This is a genomic window from Arenibacter latericius DSM 15913 (assembly GCF_000424985.1).
GTDB lineage: Bacteria > Bacteroidota > Bacteroidia > Flavobacteriales > Flavobacteriaceae > Arenibacter > Arenibacter latericius.
Window position 1 is genome coordinate 15,103 of sequence record NZ_AUKX01000042.1, and the last position, 20,151, is coordinate 35,253.

Consider the following 20,151-nt stretch of genomic DNA (forward strand, 5'->3'; position numbering starts at 1 on the left):
AAAAAACGTATTGATTTCGAGGCAAGCCTCGGAGCTTTTAAATCTCGATTATCGAGTAAAAACATCGAAAAAGACCTACATATTTAAAAATGTCCCTATCGCGATATGGAATAATTTTAAAGAAGCGCCTTCTTTTGGAACCTACTACAATAAACACATTAGGGATAAATTTCAATAGCTTCTTTAAACTACCCCTCAGACGTAAATCAGAATAAATGTAGATTACTCCTTAACCCACTAGCAGACAAGCTCCTTTCGGGTATCTAAACCTCACCCCCCTAAAACCGATACGTATACACCACCTTCATAGCGGCACCCTTCTGTGTGGTAATCAGCCTTCTATCTACTCCTGGATTGTTTAGCCAATTGTGGTTATACACCAAAAACACATCGGTGCCGGGGGTGATGATCCATCTAAAACGGGTATTGGTCCCTAGTAGGTCACTTACATCATCGAACTGAATATTGGAGGAAAGCGAAATATCAGGAGTAAAATCCAGGCCCAAATCCATCCGGAATAAATTGGTACTAAACCCGCTATCAATCGTTGTTACCTCGGTATGCGTATACCCACTACTCAAATTAATACCAGGGCTTGGGCGTACCGTAACCCCCAATGCCCAACTGGAAATATTTCCGGTCCAAAATTCCCCGGCTTCGTATCCTACGGTGCCAGATACCTTGCGATAAGAGGCGGAGGAGGCCTCTACTTCATACCTCCAATTCACATACTCGTCGGCGGGTACTATTACGGAACCGTCGTTCAGTATATCAAAATTCTCCTCTAGAAATTCGAAGTTCCTTGCTACTTCCACCCCTATTCTATCATCAGATTCAAATCGGATCGACCCCAAGTTAAATCTCAGATTTTCGGTAAGGAGTTTGTTTTCCAAAGAAGTGAGATACTCATAATAAATACCCCATTCTATTGTTCTTATAATCTTGCTTTTTTCAAACAGCGGGGCATAATTTACTGCAGGTTGTAATCGTTTAAAACCGTTACGTTGATTAAACCCTACCGCGGGATCATAATCTTCTCCAAATTCCCTGTACGATACCCATGCCGACCAGGGTTGGTTGGGGAAATTAAAACGAAATCCACGCACCGATCTGTCAGACAAGCTAGTAGTATCATCAAAGGGAGAAGCGGGGTTGTGCCCAATAAAAAAGGCTGAGAATTGCAGTGTTTTACTACCAAAAAGCACCGAAGTGCTTAGGTTTAGATCGGCTCCCCAGGTCTTTCTATCTTGTACGGGGGTACCTAACAACAGATCGTCTTCAGTACTTCTATGGGTATACAATACCCCAATGGAACTCTCCTTCCAAAAATTACGCCTATACCTAGCCACTGTAAAGTTTTCCGGATTAAGCTCCCCCTTTTTTCCTGTACGCACGTGGATTAGTGCTATGTTATTCTTACCCACATTTCCTACGAGTCGGCCACCATAGGTTATAGGAATACGTATCCCATTCACTAGTCCGATCCTGCGACTAAAATAAGGGTCCACTCCACTGGAGGGTGCAAATTGTAAAATGGAAGATCCCTCCAGGAAAAAATCCCTTTTTTCTGGAAAACGCAATGGAAAACGGGTCAGGTTTATTTGTCGGCTGTCCACCTCTGCCTGAGCAAAATCGGTATTGTAGGTAATAGAGGCTTTCAACTGTGAGGTAATATTGTAATTGATATCGAACCCTACATCGGCCGTAGTATTGCTGCCCGACTCCTCGTTCTCCACATCATTTTCCTTGCTAGCCTGGGCAATGGCATAAGGAATAACTTCCAAGCCTACTCCTTGAGATGGGTTTACAAGGCCCGTAAGAATACCGGCATTCTGTGGGCGTAATAACCCCTGATTTCGGCGATGCCCCGTCCATAGTAGTTCTTCATTTTTACGCCGTATAGTTCTTTGAAAATTAATTCCCCATACCTCCCTTTTAGTATCAAAATTTATGCTGCTAAAGGGAATCCTAATTTCTGCCGACCAACCAAAATCGCCAACATAGGTCCACGCTTTCCAAATCCCATCCCAGTCCATGTTGAGTGTCTGACCCTGGCCTGAAGAAATGAGTCCATCCCCTCGTAATCCCAATGGGTTGATTTCAAAGAAATAGGCACTGCGCTTGTCCATAAAGGTGTCTAAAATCAATCTAAATCGGTCATCGGTCTCTAGGGAGGCATCCCGTTTCTTTTGGAAAGCCTTTATACCAGACGGATCACTATCAAAACAAATCACAGCGATATAAAGATGTTGACTATCGTAGGCGATTCTCACTTGTGTTTTCTCTGTTGGCATACCACCCTCCATAGGTTCTTGCATAAGAAAACTTTCCTGAGCCGGAATAGCCATCCAAAACGCTTCATCAACTATCCCGTCCATAAGAAGCTCCTTGCCATTAATGGAAAACGCTCTAATTTCCTTTGAATCGTTTTCAGGATCACTGTCCTGCCCAAATACCAATAGAGGAAATAAGTATAGTAAGGGTAGGAAAATAGCCCTTGACAAATACCTGGCAATGTGCGACCCTAAATTAAATGCGGTGTATCCCATATAAATTTTATCATTGCCGAAATAACGAACATATTTCTCCTGCTCCCGCGGGCCTGCCCGACTGAATAGGCGGGCCTGCCCGACTGAACAGGCGGGACTTCCCATACTACACTAATGACAAAAATCCTCACCACTTGCAGTAAGGAATTGTTGTACTCAGCAGAGCTTGAGCTATTAAAGATAAAAAACAAAAGATTATGATGTAAGTAATAGTATGACTATCAGCCAAATAAATAGATACCGGAGAATATCTGGATAAGGACTGCTTATAAAAGTGCTATATGCCTTGCTCCATAGTGTAGTATTCACTGTTACCTTACCTGTATTTCTATTTTATTTGCAATTAACATATTGTGATTGCAAACAAATACACATTAAAATGGATCATGACCGTTTGTTGTGTTTATGTAAACAACTTAACTTAAATATTTTTCGAATAAAGAAAGTTTTTCATATTTGTTTACCTGAGTCTTACACAAATTTATTCTTTCATTTTACTCAAGTGATATTTATTGATTTTCATTGGTTTTCGTGAATCTGCGATTTCTTTGCTTGTTCGGTGAAACCGACGTAGGAGGTTCATGAATACCTTAATGTAAAATAATAGCCAATGAATAAAACGAAACCGGATCTCTAAGTGTGATTTTCTTTAAAGTGTCTTGCTGCTGCTAAGGCTAACGCACCAACTAGCCCCCCTCTACAAATGCAAATCGTTGCATTTTCCGATCGGTCCTCTGCGGATAAGGATAACAAAACAAGAAGCCTTCCTCTAAAGGTTTACGGCCTACTTTCTCTTTTAGTAGCAAATCAAGGAGTTTCTACGTTGGCCGAAGGAAGGCGTCCAAAAAGCATTTCACCTTAGTGAAAGCGGCCTGGACGCTGTGGCAGTAGAAAATCCGTAGATTTCAAGAAAGGAGAAATAAGCCTAGATTTTTTTGAATACTTTTTTCATCAATGGAAAAAAGTATTGACATGTCTAAAAGGAAAGGTTCTCCCCGTTGTTCCTAATTGTTATTTTAAGTCACATCATCGACTTTTATCTTGGTCCCTGACAGTAGTTAGGCTGCTATTTATAAACAGCGATAAAACGCTAAAACTTTTTTATCTAAGCTTGTTTATATAGGAGAACTGGAAAAATAGTTTTGGAGTATAAGTTCCTAAGGAAGCGAATTATGAATAAAGTAAAAGTAATAAACCGACCTTGATATTTAAAACATCAAGATGCAATCAAAAAGTAAAGTGCTGATTTAGAGGGTAAATCAACCGAAAATCAATACTACACCACCCTTTTAGGCAGTGGTAGTTTCACTATTAACAAGCTGTAATTGCTTCCAGCCTAATACCGCAGAAAGTCCTTTGGTGTGTGCTTGGTAAGAATGGTAAACCATATTTTTATTGAGGTCCAAAATCACTGGCCAATGGATATCGTTTACCCCCTGCCCCATTACTTTTAATATAGCGGTTTCAACAAATTGTGCACTAATTGCTCCAATGATGCGTACCTCATCCTCTTCTGATTTTCCAGATAATCCTATGTAGAAATCTGCAGGATTGCCTGAAAATGAACACTTAGGAAGTTCGTTTATCAAAGGGGTATTTGTAGTCCCGTCATTTATATTTATAGTGCTCGGCTCAACCATAATTTTTACTTCATTTAATGACTAAAAATAAATATTTCTACTAAAAAACAACACTTCCAAGAAGTATTAATCAGAACTTTCTTACCCTTTCCTACTATGCTTTTCAAAATCAACATCTTGCCTAATGTAGAAAGTCAAGAATTTAAAGAATTGGCAATCTTATTCATGAGGAATACGCTACTTCAGCTAGTAATAAAGGTATACTTAACCATCAAAAAAAAGGTGCTATAACAACTAAATTTATGATCCATATCAATTATAGGCACCCTTTTTTAAGTTTCTTAAACAACCCTTCATTTCACTAAAAAAACCCTCATTTATCGCCACCTATCAAATATATCCTTCAATAGAACAGCATTTGAACATACTGGATAACTGGACAATAATCTTGGTTGACGCGTTTTGATAAAGTAAAGAGTCGAGTTTATAGGTTATTAATCGAAAAAATTAATCTTCGATTATTTAAATTTTAATCGGTTTTAAGTTAAATGTCCTTTTTACTCGTGGTCTTCCTATTTCTAAAAAGAATTTGATATTGCCCTATATACACATTACAACTCCTCCAAATAGGACCTTAATTCCTTCATTGGTTTGGTTATAGCTACTCGTCCAGAACGTACAAACTCTAGCACCCCATAGGGTTGTAAATTTTCTAATAGCAATTGGGTTTCTTCTACGTGACCTGTTTTTTCAATGACCATAAAAGTGGGATCCACAGTAAGGATTCTAGCATGATGTTTTCGGATCACTTTTTCTACATCCCCATTGGTTAAAGATTCCGTTCTCATCTTATACATGGCAATTTCCTGATGTACTATTTCGGATTCTTCGTGGACAAAGGCCTTTAAAACATCTATTACCTTTTCTAGTTGCTTAACTACCTTATCTACCTGATCTCTAGTTGTTCTTAAAACAATGGTATATCTAAACACCCCTTTTACTTCGGATTCTGAGGCCGTGATACTATCTATATTCAAGTGCCTACGCGTAAATATAATAGTAACGCGATTCATCATCCCGATACTATTTTCTGTAAAGACCGATACTGTATATGTTTTTTCCATTTTCTTTTAGTTTAAACGTACTTCTGATACGGATGCTCCGGTTGGTATCATTGGGAACACATTTTCTTCTTTTGCCACCATAACTTCTAATAAATAAGCCCCCTTATGATTAAGCATTTCTAATAAGGATTCTTTTAAATCTGCCCTTGCTTCTACTTTTGTAGCTTCTATACTATACGATTTGGCCAGCGCTACAAAATCTGGACTTACCATATTGGTAAAGGAATAGCGTTTCTCAAAGAACATCTGTTGCCATTGGCGTACCATCCCTAGGAAACGGTTATTTAAAATGATGATTTTTAAATCCACATCACTTTGTAGTATGGTTCCCAATTCTTGCAGCGTCATCTGAAATCCGCCATCACCAATAATGGCTACCACGGGTTTATCTGGAACGCCTATTTTGGCCCCAATAGCTGCCGGAAGTGCAAAGCCCATAGTTCCCAAGCCACCAGAGGTAACATTACTTTTTGTTTTATTGTATTGATAATAGCGCGCAGTCATCATCTGGTGCTGCCCCACATCTGTAACTACTACTGCCTCCCCATTGGTGACTTCTGAAAGCATCTTAATCACCTCATCCATCTTTAATTCATCGGAATGCAATTCTTTAGCATTTTCTGCTAAGGTCTCCTCTTCAACTATTTTAGCATCTTTAAATTCCTGCAACCAAGCGGTATGTTGTTTCTCCTGTACCAGATCTAATAATAAGGTTAAAGCTTCTTTGGCATCGGCATGTACTCCAACATCAGCCGGGATAATTTTATTTAATTCGGCCGCATCTATATCTATATGCACCACTTTTGCTTGTGTGGCATACCTAGAGACATCCCCGGTAACCCTATCGTCAAAACGCATCCCAATGGCAATAAGCACATCGCATTCATTGGTTTTTATATTGGGTGCATAATCGCCGTGCATTCCTAGGAATCCTACATATTGCGGATGCTCATTAGGAAATGCTCCTAACCCTAACAAGGTAGATGCTACTGGGATTCCAGATTTTTCAACAAATTCAACCAACTCCTTTTCCGCATTGGATAACATAATTCCCTGACCTATTAATAAAAATGGTTTTTGGGCATTATTAATTAGCGATGCAGCTTCTTCTAGGTGCGCTTTATTTATCCTCGGTCTTCCTCGGTAACTGCGGATATGGGTACATTTCTCATACTGAAAATCCATTTCCTCAAATTGCGCATCCTTGGTAATATCTATTAATACCGGTCCAGGCCTACCTGATTGTGCTATATAAAACGCTTTTGCTATAGCAGCAGGAATGTCTTCTGCTTTGGTAACCTGACAGTTCCACTTTGTTATAGGCATGGAAATTCCTACCACATCTGTTTCCTGAAAAGCATCGGTTCCCAATAGATGAGAAGCCACTTGCCCGGTAATACATACTAAAGGGGTAGAATCTATTAAAGCATCTGCTAGTCCGGTTATTAAATTGGTTGCTCCCGGTCCTGAGGTGGCAAATACCACCCCTGTTTTCTTTGAGGTTCTGGCATAGCCCTGGGCGGCGTGTATAGCCCCTTGCTCATGACGTACCAAAACGTGGTTTACTGTACTCACATAATCATACAAAGCGTCGTAGATGGGCATGATAGCTCCTCCAGGGTATCCAAATATAGTATCTACCCCCTCAGCTACTAAGGACTTCATTACCGCTTCCGCTCCTGTGGTTTTTGTTGAGTTCATTTTTTGTTCTTTTAATTTTAATTTTCTGCTACCCCCTGGGGTGATTGAATTACTTTCTAATAGGTTGAATGAAAAGACCTTTTTCAGTAGGATGAAAAAGGCTAGGAATTGTATAATACCAACCTAACTCACCCTGGTGGGCAAATAATAATGGTGATAATATTGGTATGTATTTTCATTTCTTGCTATTAATGAAAAAGCCTCCTGATTTCTCGGGAGGCTTTTTAATATTTTTATAAAATATGGCTATAGCATTCCCTCTGCAGATGTGTTAATCACAATTGCAATAATAATTGAAAGAATTATAGCGATGTTTTTCATTGTTTTTCTAATATGATGCAAATCTAGACAAAAAAACGAATCAATAAATAATTTAATTAAAAAAATAGTATTCATAATAAAAGAGGGTGAAAATTAAATTTCTTTTAAAACTTTAAACAAGGGAAACTTTTCAGTGGCGCATAAGGATAATAATTTCTAGTCCTCATAAAATTTATATAGGTTATGTGCATGATTATGATAATCTAACTCTAATGGCGCTTAATCGTAATAGGAAATCTAGGAGAAATGGGAGTGAAATTACAAAGAACTGTTTTTGTTCTCGCCTTAACGAAATGGACTAAAAAAAGCAGAAGCGTTATAAATTCACTTGATTATAAACCAAAATGGGATAATGCGTCCAAAACTGATATACTTTTTCAAATAAATTCTCTGTTGAGACATATCAGTTATTTTCTCAAAGGAATGGATATTCCCAATGCAAAAGCACCAGCAGCTTGCTTAATCGAGGGTTGAAAATAATAAGCAAAGCCTAAGTCTACATCATTACTGGGACCTAATTCCAATCCAAAAGAAAAAGGAATATGGTAAATAATTCCACTTTTGTCTATATTGTCGAAAGCAGTAAATGTTTCAAACTTTCCAATTGATGTTCCTATCCCAATTTCTAGATAGGGGGCTACCCACGGTATGGGTGCTCTAATCCTTGTTTTCCCGCCTAGCAAAAAAGCTTTTAATTCGGCTCTTTCATCGGTTGGATTATCGTTAATATCTTTCCCGTTTGAGTTTGTTATTATGAAGCCAGCATAAGGTTTTAACTCAATCCATGAGGCGACTTTTAAGACTAAATCTCCTTGAATAAAAAAACCATCATCAACAATTTCATCTAAACTATTATAAGGAAAACTAAGTCCGTACCCAATTTGGGCATTGATTGCTTTTTCTTTTATAAACTGTGCTTCAATTGTACTAGAAATTAAAGCGATAATTAATAAATTTAAGATTTTTCTCATTGCAGATGCACCTTTAATTAATGTTGAAAGATAATGTATTTCTCTTACGTTACTAATAAAATTTTCCCTCAAGATATCATTGCCAAAAGCTAGTTTATAAAAACTTAAAAGATATATTCACAACTATTAAAACCGTCGAATAAACCATTAAACTAATACAGATAAGAGTTCCTCCAATTCTATAAATTGTACGTTTAATATACGTGCGTACACCTCCACCCCCTTGCTGAAAATATAATTCCACTTATAAAAACACCTCCAAAAATGAAATAAGGGAATAGTTCAAAATAATTGGGTAACTTGTGCCTGTATTGAAATGCGTGGGGTGTTCTGAAAAATTCAGGACTGAGAATATACCCAAGACCTGATTTGGATAATGCCAACGTAGGGATGCATACATAGGATACGTACGTTTCCATTGCACCATCCTGTTGGCTCCATAAGGATGGTTTTTAATTTTTAAAAGAATTATAACAATGGAAATAGAAAAAGTCAATCAACAACTTGTACCCGAAAAGACTCAGACTTGGCAAGGAAGGTCAGAATGGTTCTTTAATAGGAAATATACAGATACCTATGAGGAATATTATGAGGGGCCTTACAAACGTGCCGAAGTTTGGCAGAAAAAGATATTGGAGCAACTTATCTCCAAAGATACCCGCGTAAAAACCTTACTTGAATTTGGATGTGGTACTACCCGATTTACACGTTGGTGGAAAGATATTGGAATTGAAGCCACAGGGGGCGATATTTCTCCCTTTATGCTCTCCCAAGCCTTGCATCGTTTTGATGGGGATTTGGTAATGGCAGACTCCCACCACCTCCCCTTTAAAGACAATACGTTTGATGCTTTAGCCTTTATTACCACCTTTGAATATTATAAAGACCCGGTAAAAGTAATCCGTGAAGCAGCCCGAGTGGGAAGGCATGGAATTATTATGGGGATGATGAACCGGAATACCCCTAAACTAATCAGACGTAGAACACAACAGCTTTTTGGAAAGAACGAGTTTTATGTGACTGCCACCTTTTATACGCCCAAAACCTTAATAAAAACTATTGACAAAGCTTTGGAAGGGAGAGATTATTCCATTGAGTGGACCACAACAGGACTCCCAAAATGGTTTCCCGTACAAAAATGGAATGTACCTATAGGCGACTTTTTTGCGCTGTACGTAAAGTTTAATGACTAGTTATGGAAGTACAAACAGGAAAAATTACGCATACCGATTTCCGGCAGTTTATTGCGGATAAGTGCGGAAAGCATAGACAGGAGGTGATTGCCGGACCACAATTTGGGGTAGATGTTTCTATAATAAGTTTGCCCAATGGAATGGCTATGGCAATGGCCAGTGACCCCCTATCGCTTATCCCGTCCCTTGGATTAAAGGAATCGGCTTGGTTATCTGTACAGCTGGCAGCCAATGATATAGCCACTACAGGATTTTCCCCTATGTACGGTCAGTTTGTTTTAAACCTTCCGGCTACTTTCTCCCAAAAAGATTTTGAAGTGTATTGGGATTATATACATCAATTTTGTTCGGACCTGGGAATTGCAATTACAGGCGGACATACGGGCTTTGTAGAAGGGAATAACTCCACTATTGCCGGCGGAGCTACTTTTACGACTATTGCGAAACAAAATGAATTGCTCACAACGAAGTTGGCATCAGTTGGCGATATTATCTTAGTCAGTAAATGCTGCGCTATTTCTTCTGCCGCTATCTTGGCTATGAGCTTTCCCAAAACGGTAAAGAACAAAGTGGGTACCGAGCATTATAATAAGGCCTGTGAGTCCTTTTATGATATCTCTGTTATGAAAGATGCGCTAACCGCTGTAAGTGATAGAACAGACAATGGTGTTACTGCCATGCACGATGTTACTGAAGGTGGGGTGCTAGGTGCTATTTATGAGTTAGCCGTAGCCTCTGGTAATGGGGCTATAATTTATAATGATAAACTACCCGTTGAAGAAACGCAATCTAGAATATGTGAGGTGTTCTCTATTGATCCCCGTTATTCTATAGGAGCTGGCGCCATGGTAATCAGCTGTAAAAAAGAAGCGAAAGCTAAAATCCTAGCACAATTTGAAGCCAATAATATCCCTTGCACCGAAGTTGGAGAAATTACAGAAAAGAATAAGGGGATAACGCTCATGGAAAAAGGAAACCAATCTGACCTAATTTATAATGAAAAGGATCCTTATTGGGGGGCTTTTTTCAAAGCATTACAGCAAGAATGGAAATAATTATGAATAAAAAATCTATTAAAGCAGGTATTTATTTAGTGGTTGACCCTTCTATGGAAGAGTTAACCTTATTAAGAAAACTACAAATAAGCCTGGAAAAGGGAATTGCTGCTGTTCAGATTTGGGACAATTTTAAAAACGTAACGAACGTAGAGGGACTTGTACAGAAAATTTGCACGCTATGCGCAAATCATAACACTCCAGTTTTTATCAACAACCGATGGGAGTTTTTAAAAACCATGGATTTAGACGGAATTCATTTTGATGAAATTCCAACTCAGCTAGAGGAGATTAAAAAGGAAATCAATAACGAGGTCCTTATTGGACTTACCTGCGGAAATAATTTGGACCATGTTAAATGGGCAGCCGACAATCAGTTAGATTATATTTCTTTCTGCTCCATGTTCACCTCTCCTAGTGCGATCGATTGTGAAATAGTGAGCCAGGAAACTGTAAAAAAGGCAGCGAAAATTTTTGATAAACCCCTCTTTTTAGCAGGGGGAATTGCTCCAGAAAATATTAATCAATTAGACGAACTAAGCTATCATGGGATTGCCGTGATATCTGGAATTATGAATGCAGCGCATCCCGAAGAAGCCATAAACGAATACCGTAAAAAATTAAACAAATAAAATGAAAATAGAAACTATAGAGAAATTGTGTTGCCCTTTTGATAAGGCAGATTTAACGTTGAGAATTATTACAAAAGACGATCAGGATAATATTTTAGAGGGCCTACTTTCTTGTGGGGAATGCAGTCGTGTTTACCCCATTGTCACTGGGATCCCAATTATGAGTCCGGACGAATACAGGGATTTTGAACGAGAACAACCGATGCTGGAAAAATGGGAAAAATTGTTGGAAGATCAAGGGGAGGAATTTAAGATCGTTGAGGGCAAAGTGATAGCAATCGAAAAGGTATAGATAACCGTACACTTTTTAAACCCATTTCTTTTATCCCATAATACTTCACGCCATGTAGATAATGTGGTTTACGTATTGCGCTAAATGATATGGAGGTGTAATAGAGACACTTATTAGGTGTTGAAAATTACAGATAGTTACATACTACAGTTTCCTAAAGCAAAAATCTCCAACTTATTTAAATAGGTTGGAGATTTTTTATTTATTTTATTATAAAGTTTTATATGTTTTTTGAATGGATAATTACTTATTAATTAAGGGGTGAAATATTAATTAGTCTGAATAATGAACAATTGTTGAGTTTATCTACATAAAGCAACTTGAATATCTTTCAATTAAATAGAAATTATCATATTCGTTTAACTGTATCTCTCCCAATTATATTCTTTCATTTTCTTTGCTTGTCCAAAGAAACCGACGTAGGAGGTTCATGAATACCTTAATGTAAAATAGTAGACAATGAATAAAACGAACAGGGCATTAAAGCGAAGGTACGGTGTACCTTTGTTTTAAGGAGCCAGCTGTAGCGATGGCCAACGCGCCAACTGGCCCCTCACTACAAATGCAAATCGTTGCATTTTCCGATCGGTCCTAGATTAGATCTAAAAACCGGTTTAAAAACTCCGCGCTTTTTTGAAAATAAAAAAGCTGAATCTCGGAGCTTTTTCAACCTATTCTGCGGATCAGGATAACTAATCGATAAGCTTCGCGAATTGTTTTAAGCCTACTTTTTCATTTAGTAGTTAATCAAGGAATTTGAATGACTATTTAATACTCAACGCACCAGAAGGGCATTTAGACACTTGGTCTAACAACTCCTCTGTAGTGGCATTTTCAGGCTTTACCCATGGTCGCTCTTTAGGATTATAAACCTTGGGCAATGTTTTAACACATATTCCCGAATGGATACATTTATCGGTTTGCCATAAAATGGTGATTTCTCCGTTTGAATATTCCTTTGTGTCCATACTTTAATCTTTTAATGTTCTTTCTATCCTAGGATCGGGTACAATCCACATAAGGGCAACCCCTAAATATATTAGCAAACTTATTATAGGAAGAAAAAATGAGATTACAATACCGGCTAAATACAAGAACAATGAGATATTCATTCTCTTATCGTTGTTATATACCTTTCCAATATTAGATTCTTTCCCTTCATTCTTTATTACGCAGTACACCATAATTTTAAAGGCAATAGCTGCCATAAGCAACACTCCGCCATAAATTGCAGTGGGGTTATCTTCAAAATAGTTTTTTCCCATCCAGTCTGTTGCAAAGGGAAAAAGCGAAAGCCAAAACAGTAAATTCAGGTTTGCCCATAAGATTTTCCCATTAACCAAATTAACTGCTTGTAATAGATGATGATGGTTATTCCAATAAATTCCAACATATATAAAACTCAGAATATAAGTAAGAAAGACCGGAAGTATGGGTCTTAAGGCCTCAAAAGTATACCCTTCTGGCGCACTCATCCCCAACACCATAATAGTAATGATAATGGCTAATACACCATCACTAAAGGCTTCTAGTCTTCCTGTTTTCATATTCTACGTGGCTTTGGAAGCGGTACGTATTCGTTTTCATCACCCACTACTTTAGGAAAAGCTTCTAAATTTTGTTCTTCCCAATCTTTTTTCGCTTTTTCTATAACTTCTTTATCAGAATTCACAAAATTCCAATGGATATAACGTTCCTCCTCAAAAGGAATTCCCCCAAAAATATAAATGGTTGTTTCTGGCTCCATTTCAAAGGAACACAAGGTGCTATCCTTAGCCACTAAAATTTGCTTGGGACCGTAATTGTGGCCTTCAGAGTTAATACTACCATTCAATATATATAAGGCACTTTCACCATACAGGTCTTCTCCAATGGTAATTTGCTGTTTATAGGTACTTTTAATTTCTATAAAAAACATCTCACTATGCACAGGAACAGGAGAAGATTTACCAAAAGCAGTACCGGCTATTAATTTAAATTGCGCCCCTTGTTCGCTCCATTGCGGAATTTCATTTTCTTCAATATGGGCAAAACTAGGTTCCATTTGCTCCAAATGCTTGGGCAGTGCCACCCAGATTTGCAGGCCGTGTAGTGTTTTTTCGGAATCCCTTAAATAATCTGGGGTTCTCTCCGAATGGACTACCCCTTTACCAGCAGTCATCCAATTCACAGCCCCAGGTTTAATCTCAATATCAGAACCTAGACTGTCTTTATGTTGAATAGAGCCTTGAAACAAATAGGTAAGGGTAGATAAACCTATATGCGGATGTGGCGCAACATCTAAGCTTTCTTCTTTACTCATTTTTGCAGGCCCCATATGGTCAATAAACGTAAAGGGTCCCACTGCTCGTTTTTGCCTAAACGGCAATAAACGTCCGACCATAAAATTACCTATATCGGCAGCCCGTTCTTCTATAATTAATTCGGTGTTAGACATATTTTATATTTTATTCAAATTATTTTAAAACATCACGTATATCCTCATGCTTTTTAAACATGGCATTGGCAAACGGACATAAAGGTAAAATTTTTATGTTTTTTTCTCTAGCCATCTCTACTATTTTATGCAACAACTTCATTCCAACACCTTTACCTTTAAATTCGGGCTCCACTTCTGTATGGTCAATAATTATCTGCTCCTTACCTGCAACAGAATAGGTCATAATTCCAGCTCTTTTGTCATTTTCCCTTGCCATTGCAAAGCCTTTATTATCTAATTCTTTTATTGTGATCTCCATAATATAGGGTTTAAAATTATAATTCTAATATAAATATAAAATGGGATTGAATTAATTACTAACCCAATCCCACTTTAAAGAACCTGCTAACCGATTACTTCTTTGTAAACTGTAAGTCGATTACTAATTTCACAGTGTCACTTACCACTATACTGCCAGCTTCAGTTACTGCACTCCAAGTAAGATTAAAATCTTTTCTATTTATTTTTCCAGTAGCTTCAAAACCTGCTTTTGTTTGTCCGTAAGGATCTACTGCGATACCATTGAAATCTACATCTAATTCAATTTCTTTAGTCACATCTCTAATAGTTAAATCTCCTACAAGTGTGCTACCATCAAAAGATTTAGACTTGAAAGTCATTTCAGGATATTTCTCAGCATTGAAAAAATCATCTGATTTTAAATGCGCATCTCTATCTTTGTTTTTAGTGTTGATAGATGCTGTTTTTGCTGTAAAGTTGAAATCTGCATTGATAAATTTATCAGAATCAGTTTCAGCGGTAGCATCAAACTCTTCAAAATGACCAGTTACTGTAGAAATCATCATGTGCTTTACTTTAAAGCTGATTTCTGAATGTGCTGTATCAATACTCCATTTTGTTTTTACTTCTGTTGACATGTTTTTCATATTTAAAAATTAATATTTAATTTATTGTGATAATTGAAACCATTCCTGGGATTATATGTTCCCTATAGAGGTTATTTTCTTTATACTTACAACTAGTTTAAGCTCATTGGAACTTCCATTAATAGGATCTCTGTATCGCTATCTGCTTTTATATCCAAGGCATCTACATCCCATATTCCAAGTCCGTCTCTTTCGTTAAGCTTTTCACCGTTTATAGTAACGTCTCCCTTTAAGATAAAGGCATATACTCCATTATTTTCGGCATCGTTTAAGTTGTATTGCACTTCTTTATCCTTATCAAGATTGGTCATATTAAACCAAGCATTTTGATGGATCCATACTCCTGCATCATCTGCATTAGGAGATAAAACCTGTTGCAATTTATTCTTACGATCGGCCGTATTAAGTGTTATCTGGTCGTATCGTGGTTGAACATTTTGCTTGTTAGGAATTACCCAAATCTGCAAAAACTTAACAGGCTGATCTGGATTATTGTTATATTCGGAATGCATTACACCCGTACCAGCACTCATTACTTGGATATCACCTGCTTTAATAATGGTCTCATTCCCCATATTGTCTTGGTGCTTAAGGTCTCCTTCTAATGGAATAGAAACAATTTCCATATCCCTGTGAGGATGTGTCCCAAACCCCATACTTTCAGAAACAGTATCATCATTTAGTACACGCAATACTCCAAAATTCATTCTCTCTGGGTTGTAATAATTTGCAAAACTGAAGGTGTGTCTAGATTTTAACCAACCGTGATCTGCATTTCCTCTGGTATCTGCTTTGTGAATTACTTTTTTCATATTCTTTTCTCCTTTTTAATAAATATTGTATCTTAATTATTCCTTTTTGTTTCTGCCTGAGAAACGTTTTCTAAAACAGAACCTCTTATTTCTAAATGGACTTTCTTATATCGTCTAATCAATTAATAATCGATTCGTTCGACATATAATAAGCTAATCTCGTGCCAAACATCCAAAGATTTGATTATCAGTAATATAGAGTTTTTACTATAAGAAATACATTCTATTTAATGAGAATTTTCTATTATATGAGAAATTTAAATGTATTTTTACGAGGTGTTTTTATAATAATTTAGGTATGATAGCAGAATCTGAAGTAAAAGAATGGTTAGTTGAGACCCTACCCTATGAAGTTATTTGGTTAGATGAAGAAGGCAACATTTTATACGCCAACCCTAAGTGTTACAGTAGATTAGGTTATAAAAAGCAGGAAATATTAAAGCTTTCCATCTTTGATATTAATACCACAGCCACCAAAGAAAGCTGGCAGGAGCATTGGAACACCGTAAAAAGCAACCATACTCACTATTTTAGGGCAACTCACAAGAATAAAGGAGGGAAATTTTATGAAGTTGAAGTATTTGCTCAATTTTTCTCAAATAATAGAAAAAATATCATTTGCGCTATTGTAAATGATATTACCGACTCTAGTTTTTATAAAAATTTATTAGATAAGACAGAAACCATTGCCAATGTAGGGGGTTGGAAATTAAACATTCAAGATGGTAATTTAATAACTACTACAGAGGCTTTAAAGATATTTGACGCACAAGAATCGGAAGCCCTAGCCCCCGCTAATATTATACATAGGTTTAAGGATAGTGAAAAAGCAAAAAGCCTTTTACTTGGCGTAATGAGAAAAGCCGCTGCGTATGATGAAGTACTAGAAACAAATGAGAGTCCTTCTAGATTTATTAGAGCAGTAGCTAGACCCGTTTTAAAAGGTGATAAGGTTTATAAAATACTTGGTATTTATCAAGACATAACGGAACAACAACGTAAAGAAAATGCACTTCAACTATTTAAGGCAGTTATAGATAATGCAGAAGATTTAATATATGTACTAAATAGAAAGGGGGAATTCTTTCATTATAGCGAATCGGTAGTAAAACAACTAGGCTATAGAAAAAAGGAACTCGACAATGCGACCATTTTTGATATCGATCCGTCGGTGAATGAAGATTGGTGGACATCACATTTTAAAGAAATAGTTGAAAAAGGCTCTTTGCGTTTTGAATGGTTGGTAGTTAGAAAAGACGGCACCAAATTTCCTGTTGATATCACGGCCAATCATCTACGTTTTAATAATGAAGATTATAATTGTGCCGTAATTAGAAATGTTACTGAGCGAAAAAAGCGTGATCTAAAATTGTATGAAGCATTAGAGGAAATTAAATCCTTGAAAGAACGTTTAGAAAGTGAAAACGAATATTTACAGGAAGAAATAAGTCAAAGAATAAATGCCAGTAATATTGTATGTAAGAGTGATAATTATGCAAAAGTCCTAGAACAAGTAAATCTAGTAGCACCAACTGATACTACCGTTCTTATTACCGGGGAATCTGGTACAGGAAAGGAGTTATTAGCAAGTGCAATACATACCAATAGTTCGCGAAAGGATAGACCCTTGATAAAAGTGAATTGTGCTACTTTACCAAAAGAACTTATTGAGAGTGAGTTATTTGGACACAAAAAAGGAGCTTTTACCGGTTCTGTAACAGACAAGGTAGGGAAGTTTACTTTAGCAGACGGGGGGACCATTTTTCTAGATGAAATTGGTGAGATGCCTATTGACTTACAATCTAAATTATTACGCGTTTTACAAGAAGGTGAGTTTGATGAATTAGGCGGTACTAAAACCATTAAAGTAGATGTGCGCGTTATTGCTGCCACCAATCGCAAGTTAGAAGACATGATAAAAGAAGGTACTTTTAGGGAAGACCTTTATTACAGGCTAAATGTATTTCCTATATACAATATCCCCCTCAGAGATCGGAAAGAGGATATTCCCCTACTTGCGAAATTCTTTTTAGAAAAATATTCAGCCAAAGCAGGGAAAGCGTTTAAACGGTTGTCCAAAAAAACAGTAGATGCACTAATGGCCTATAATTTCCCTGGTAATATTAGAGAATTAGAAAATTTAATTGAGCGTGCTGTGATCGTTGAAAGTGGCGCCACATTAAATACCGGAAGCTGGATGCCCACCGACTCCGGAACCACCGAAGATATAGAGTTGCTAACTTTTGAGGAGGCGCAAAGGCGACATATAATAACCGTTTTAAAACATACTAAGGGAAAGGTGAGTGGTAAAAATGGCGCTGCGGGTATTCTAGATATGAACGCAAAAACCCTATTTGCCAGAATAAACAAGCTTGGTATTAAAAAGGAGACCATTTTTAAGGATTAGAAATTAATAGTTAACACCTTTCTTTAATGTGAAAATTTACTTTACTCAGAAAAATAAAATATATTGCATGCTATGGGAATATTCGATTTTAGAGATCTGAGCAAAAGAAAAAAAAAGGAAGAACCGATTGTTGTTGAGTGTGATGCTAATTCAATACGAATTAATAACTCCAACATACAATTCCCTACCAACTACTCTACGCTAGAAGCCATATTAGGCAAACCGAATAGGATTGAATCCGTAAGAAACTCCAAAAATAAAGTGTATTTATGGGATAATCATGGTATCTACTGCTCCACTGCTACCCCAGATAATATGTTGATGCTATTACTAGTGGAAGATAATAGGTATGGTCTTGGGCATCAACCCAAAATCAATTTTAAAGGAACGGTAATTATCGATGGGCAACCTATTATAGATTCCATTCAGAATGTTAGTAGCGACAGACCTTATATGATTCGTTCTGTAATAAAAGATCAAAATCAGGTTGCGATAGCCTTGGGCTGGAATCCCGACTATAAGAAATCATAATTCTGTGAGAAAAAGGTGGGCTAATAAGTGAACTACCGTAGAGCATACCCAGATAAAATGTACACCATTACAAAACAAGAAGTTGGGATACTAATCTACTTATTTCAGGGAAACAATCTGCAAAATTGAAGATAATAGCCTCTAAACCTGCGAATAGCATACAGATTCTTGGCCTATTTTAAATTTATTTGAAATTTTAACACAATTAATTACACTTTTGAGTATATAAGTGAATTATTTTTTGTATATTTAAATAATCGTGTTTCGGGGTGCTGTTGAACATTTGATGGCTGAGATAATACCCGTTGAACTTATCAGGTAATGCTGACTTGGGGAAAACATGATCGCAAAGGGAACTAGGAACGATTTAAATTGTTTTTGTTCCCTTTGTTTTTTTACTGTCTTTTAGGACTATCTGTAAAGGATCATGTTATAGATTGTAAAACATCTGTAAGCAACTCTTCCTGTAATGATAGCAGCCCAGATGCTAGAAAAGTGAAAAACCCGAAGATCAAAAGACCTCCTTTGCTTCTATCTCCTTAAGTTACAATCTAAATCAAGGACTTTCCTCTTATAACTTCCTATTTTGTTTTATCGTGCCTCGCGCCCTTCAAAATTCTAAAAACATGTAACACCGACGGGAATATTGCATCCATAGATTCGCGTGCCCCGTTAGTAGATCCCGGTAAGGCAAGGACCAAGGTGTTTTTTATAGTTCCAGCAATACTTCTAGACAACATGGCATACGGCATACGATCTTGACCATATTTTCTAATCGCTTCTTCTATTCCTGGAATCCTACGGTCTAAGAGAGGTTCTAAAGCTTCCGGTGTTACATCACGCCTAGACAGTCCTGTTCCCCCTGTATAAATGATTAAATCGGCTCCATTAGATTGGTAGTGCTTTGCTTTCTCCTCAATAATTTGGACCTCATCAGGAATAATAATATAATCCTGAATTCCCACCTCACATGCTTCTAGTTTATTCAAGATTGCTTTACCGGCACTGTCTTCTTTTTTACCTTCGTAAACGGAATCGGAACAGACAATAACCACCGCATTTACATCACGCTTAAACTTGTCCTTAAAACTAGACTTACCTCCTGTTTTCTTTAATAGTTTAATATGATGAATCTCTATCCCTTTATCTATAGGCTTCAGCATATCGTACATATTTAGCGTAACTATACTTGCTCCATGCATGGCCTCTACCTCTACTCCAGTTTTATAGATTGCTTTTATCGTTACGGTAACCTTAATCTCCAAACCATTAATCTCATAGTCGACCCCAGTATATTCGATAGGCAAAGGATGACAATCTGGAAGGAGATCTGGTGTTTTTTTCACCCCTAAAAGTCCGGCAGCCTTACTCATAGCAAACACATCGCCCTTAGGTACTGTTTTATTATTAATTGCTTCTATTGTTTCTTTCTTACTAACTTTTACGATTGCCTGGGCAATTGCTGTTCTAAGCGTATTGTTTTTATGTGTAATATCTACCATAATTACTATAACCTTTTTCTTTAATTTGATTTTGTGCTTCTACAAAATTGTTTTACTACTGCTTGTGCCTTAAAATTTTAGATATTCGGCATTCCAACGTTTTTTACCAAATCGC

General features: G+C 37.1%; 19 protein-coding genes and 1 riboswitch. Of the genes, 7 read left to right on the forward strand and 12 right to left on the reverse strand.

Annotated elements, in window-relative coordinates; genetic code table 11:
- Positions 1-10 precede the first annotated feature (10 nt).
- A complete protein-coding gene (locus tag H344_RS22425) occupies positions 11-178 on the forward strand; it encodes a KTSC domain-containing protein (protein WP_084148808.1) in 168 nt (55 codons plus the stop codon).
- Positions 179-278: 100 nt separating this feature from the next.
- On the opposite strand, the gene H344_RS0113005 is transcribed toward H344_RS22425, so the two are convergent.
- The 5 genes from H344_RS0113005 to H344_RS0113030 form a co-directional block, all read right to left on the reverse strand.
- Positions 279-2,549: a carbohydrate binding family 9 domain-containing protein gene (locus H344_RS0113005; protein WP_240484985.1), complete on the reverse strand. Its 2,271-nt coding sequence runs from the start codon at positions 2,547-2,549 to the stop codon at positions 279-281.
- A 1,289-nt stretch (positions 2,550-3,838) separates the two neighbouring features.
- The gene (locus tag H344_RS0113010) at positions 3,839-4,189 is read right to left on the reverse strand and encodes a hypothetical protein (RefSeq protein WP_026810727.1); all 351 of its coding nucleotides are present in this window, start codon (positions 4,187-4,189) and stop codon (positions 3,839-3,841) included.
- Between the two features lie 551 nt (positions 4,190-4,740).
- Positions 4,741-5,253 carry an acetolactate synthase small subunit gene (gene ilvN / locus H344_RS0113015; RefSeq protein ID WP_026810728.1) on the reverse strand — a complete coding sequence of 171 codons (513 nt, stop codon included), beginning with the start codon at positions 5,251-5,253 and terminating at the stop codon, positions 4,741-4,743.
- 6 nt (positions 5,254-5,259) lie between these two features.
- The gene (gene ilvB, locus H344_RS0113020) at positions 5,260-6,954 is read right to left on the reverse strand and encodes a biosynthetic-type acetolactate synthase large subunit (protein WP_026810729.1); all 1,695 of its coding nucleotides are present in this window, start codon (positions 6,952-6,954) and stop codon (positions 5,260-5,262) included.
- Between the two features lie 728 nt (positions 6,955-7,682).
- On the reverse strand, positions 7,683-8,246 hold the full coding sequence (locus H344_RS0113030) for a hypothetical protein (protein ID WP_026810730.1): 564 nt from the start codon (positions 8,244-8,246) through the stop codon (positions 7,683-7,685).
- A 311-nt stretch (positions 8,247-8,557) separates the two neighbouring features.
- Positions 8,558-8,654, forward strand: a riboswitch (TPP riboswitch).
- Between the two features lie 68 nt (positions 8,655-8,722).
- On the opposite strand from H344_RS0113030, the gene H344_RS0113035 reads away from it, so the two are divergent.
- The 4 genes from H344_RS0113035 to H344_RS0113050 are packed head-to-tail and all read left to right on the forward strand — an operon-like array spanning position 8,723 to position 11,418.
- The gene (locus H344_RS0113035; protein WP_026810731.1) at positions 8,723-9,439 is read left to right on the forward strand and encodes a class I SAM-dependent methyltransferase; all 717 of its coding nucleotides are present in this window, start codon (positions 8,723-8,725) and stop codon (positions 9,437-9,439) included.
- 2 nt (positions 9,440-9,441) lie between these two features.
- Entirely contained in the window at positions 9,442-10,494 is a 1,053-nt protein-coding gene (locus tag H344_RS0113040) for an AIR synthase family protein (protein ID WP_026810732.1), read from the forward strand.
- 2 nt (positions 10,495-10,496) lie between these two features.
- A complete protein-coding gene (locus H344_RS0113045) occupies positions 10,497-11,126 on the forward strand; it encodes a thiamine phosphate synthase (protein WP_034256615.1) in 630 nt (209 codons plus the stop codon).
- A 1-nt stretch (position 11,127) separates the two neighbouring features.
- Positions 11,128-11,418: a Trm112 family protein gene (locus H344_RS0113050; RefSeq protein ID WP_026810734.1), complete on the forward strand. Its 291-nt coding sequence runs from the start codon at positions 11,128-11,130 to the stop codon at positions 11,416-11,418.
- Between the two features lie 764 nt (positions 11,419-12,182).
- Here the strand turns inward: H344_RS0113050 and H344_RS0113055 are convergent.
- From H344_RS0113055 to H344_RS0113080, 6 genes are all read right to left on the reverse strand, one after another.
- Entirely contained in the window at positions 12,183-12,386 is a 204-nt protein-coding gene (locus tag H344_RS0113055) for a (4Fe-4S)-binding protein (RefSeq protein ID WP_026810735.1), read from the reverse strand.
- Between the two features lie 3 nt (positions 12,387-12,389).
- Entirely contained in the window at positions 12,390-12,965 is a 576-nt protein-coding gene (locus tag H344_RS0113060; protein WP_026810736.1) for a TMEM175 family protein, read from the reverse strand.
- Entirely contained in the window at positions 12,962-13,855 is an 894-nt protein-coding gene (locus H344_RS0113065; RefSeq protein WP_026810737.1) for a pirin family protein, read from the reverse strand. Before H344_RS0113065 ends, H344_RS0113060 begins: the two co-directional genes overlap by 4 nt.
- A 19-nt stretch (positions 13,856-13,874) precedes the next feature.
- The gene (locus H344_RS0113070) at positions 13,875-14,156 is read right to left on the reverse strand and encodes a GNAT family N-acetyltransferase (RefSeq protein ID WP_026810738.1); all 282 of its coding nucleotides are present in this window, start codon (positions 14,154-14,156) and stop codon (positions 13,875-13,877) included.
- A gap of 94 nt (positions 14,157-14,250) precedes the next feature.
- Positions 14,251-14,775 (reverse strand): YceI family protein, encoded by a 525-nt coding sequence (locus tag H344_RS0113075; protein WP_026810739.1) that lies wholly within the window; start codon positions 14,773-14,775, stop codon positions 14,251-14,253.
- A gap of 101 nt (positions 14,776-14,876) precedes the next feature.
- A complete protein-coding gene (locus H344_RS0113080) occupies positions 14,877-15,596 on the reverse strand; it encodes a pirin family protein (RefSeq protein ID WP_026810740.1) in 720 nt (239 codons plus the stop codon).
- Positions 15,597-15,894: 298 nt separating this feature from the next.
- Between H344_RS0113080 and H344_RS21120 the strand changes: the two genes are divergently transcribed.
- Together H344_RS21120 and H344_RS0113090 are read left to right on the forward strand one after the other, a co-directional pair.
- Positions 15,895-18,003, forward strand: a complete 2,109-nt coding sequence (locus tag H344_RS21120) for a sigma-54 interaction domain-containing protein (protein ID WP_051254310.1) — start codon at positions 15,895-15,897, stop codon at positions 18,001-18,003.
- 72 nt (positions 18,004-18,075) lie between these two features.
- Positions 18,076-18,534, forward strand: a complete 459-nt coding sequence (locus tag H344_RS0113090; protein ID WP_026810741.1) for a DUF7738 domain-containing protein — start codon at positions 18,076-18,078, stop codon at positions 18,532-18,534.
- 581 nt (positions 18,535-19,115) lie between these two features.
- On the opposite strand, the gene moaCB is transcribed toward H344_RS0113090, so the two are convergent.
- Positions 19,116-20,036 (reverse strand): bifunctional molybdenum cofactor biosynthesis protein MoaC/MoaB, encoded by a 921-nt coding sequence (moaCB, locus tag H344_RS0113095; RefSeq protein WP_026810742.1) that lies wholly within the window; start codon positions 20,034-20,036, stop codon positions 19,116-19,118.
- Positions 20,037-20,151 lie beyond the last annotated feature (115 nt).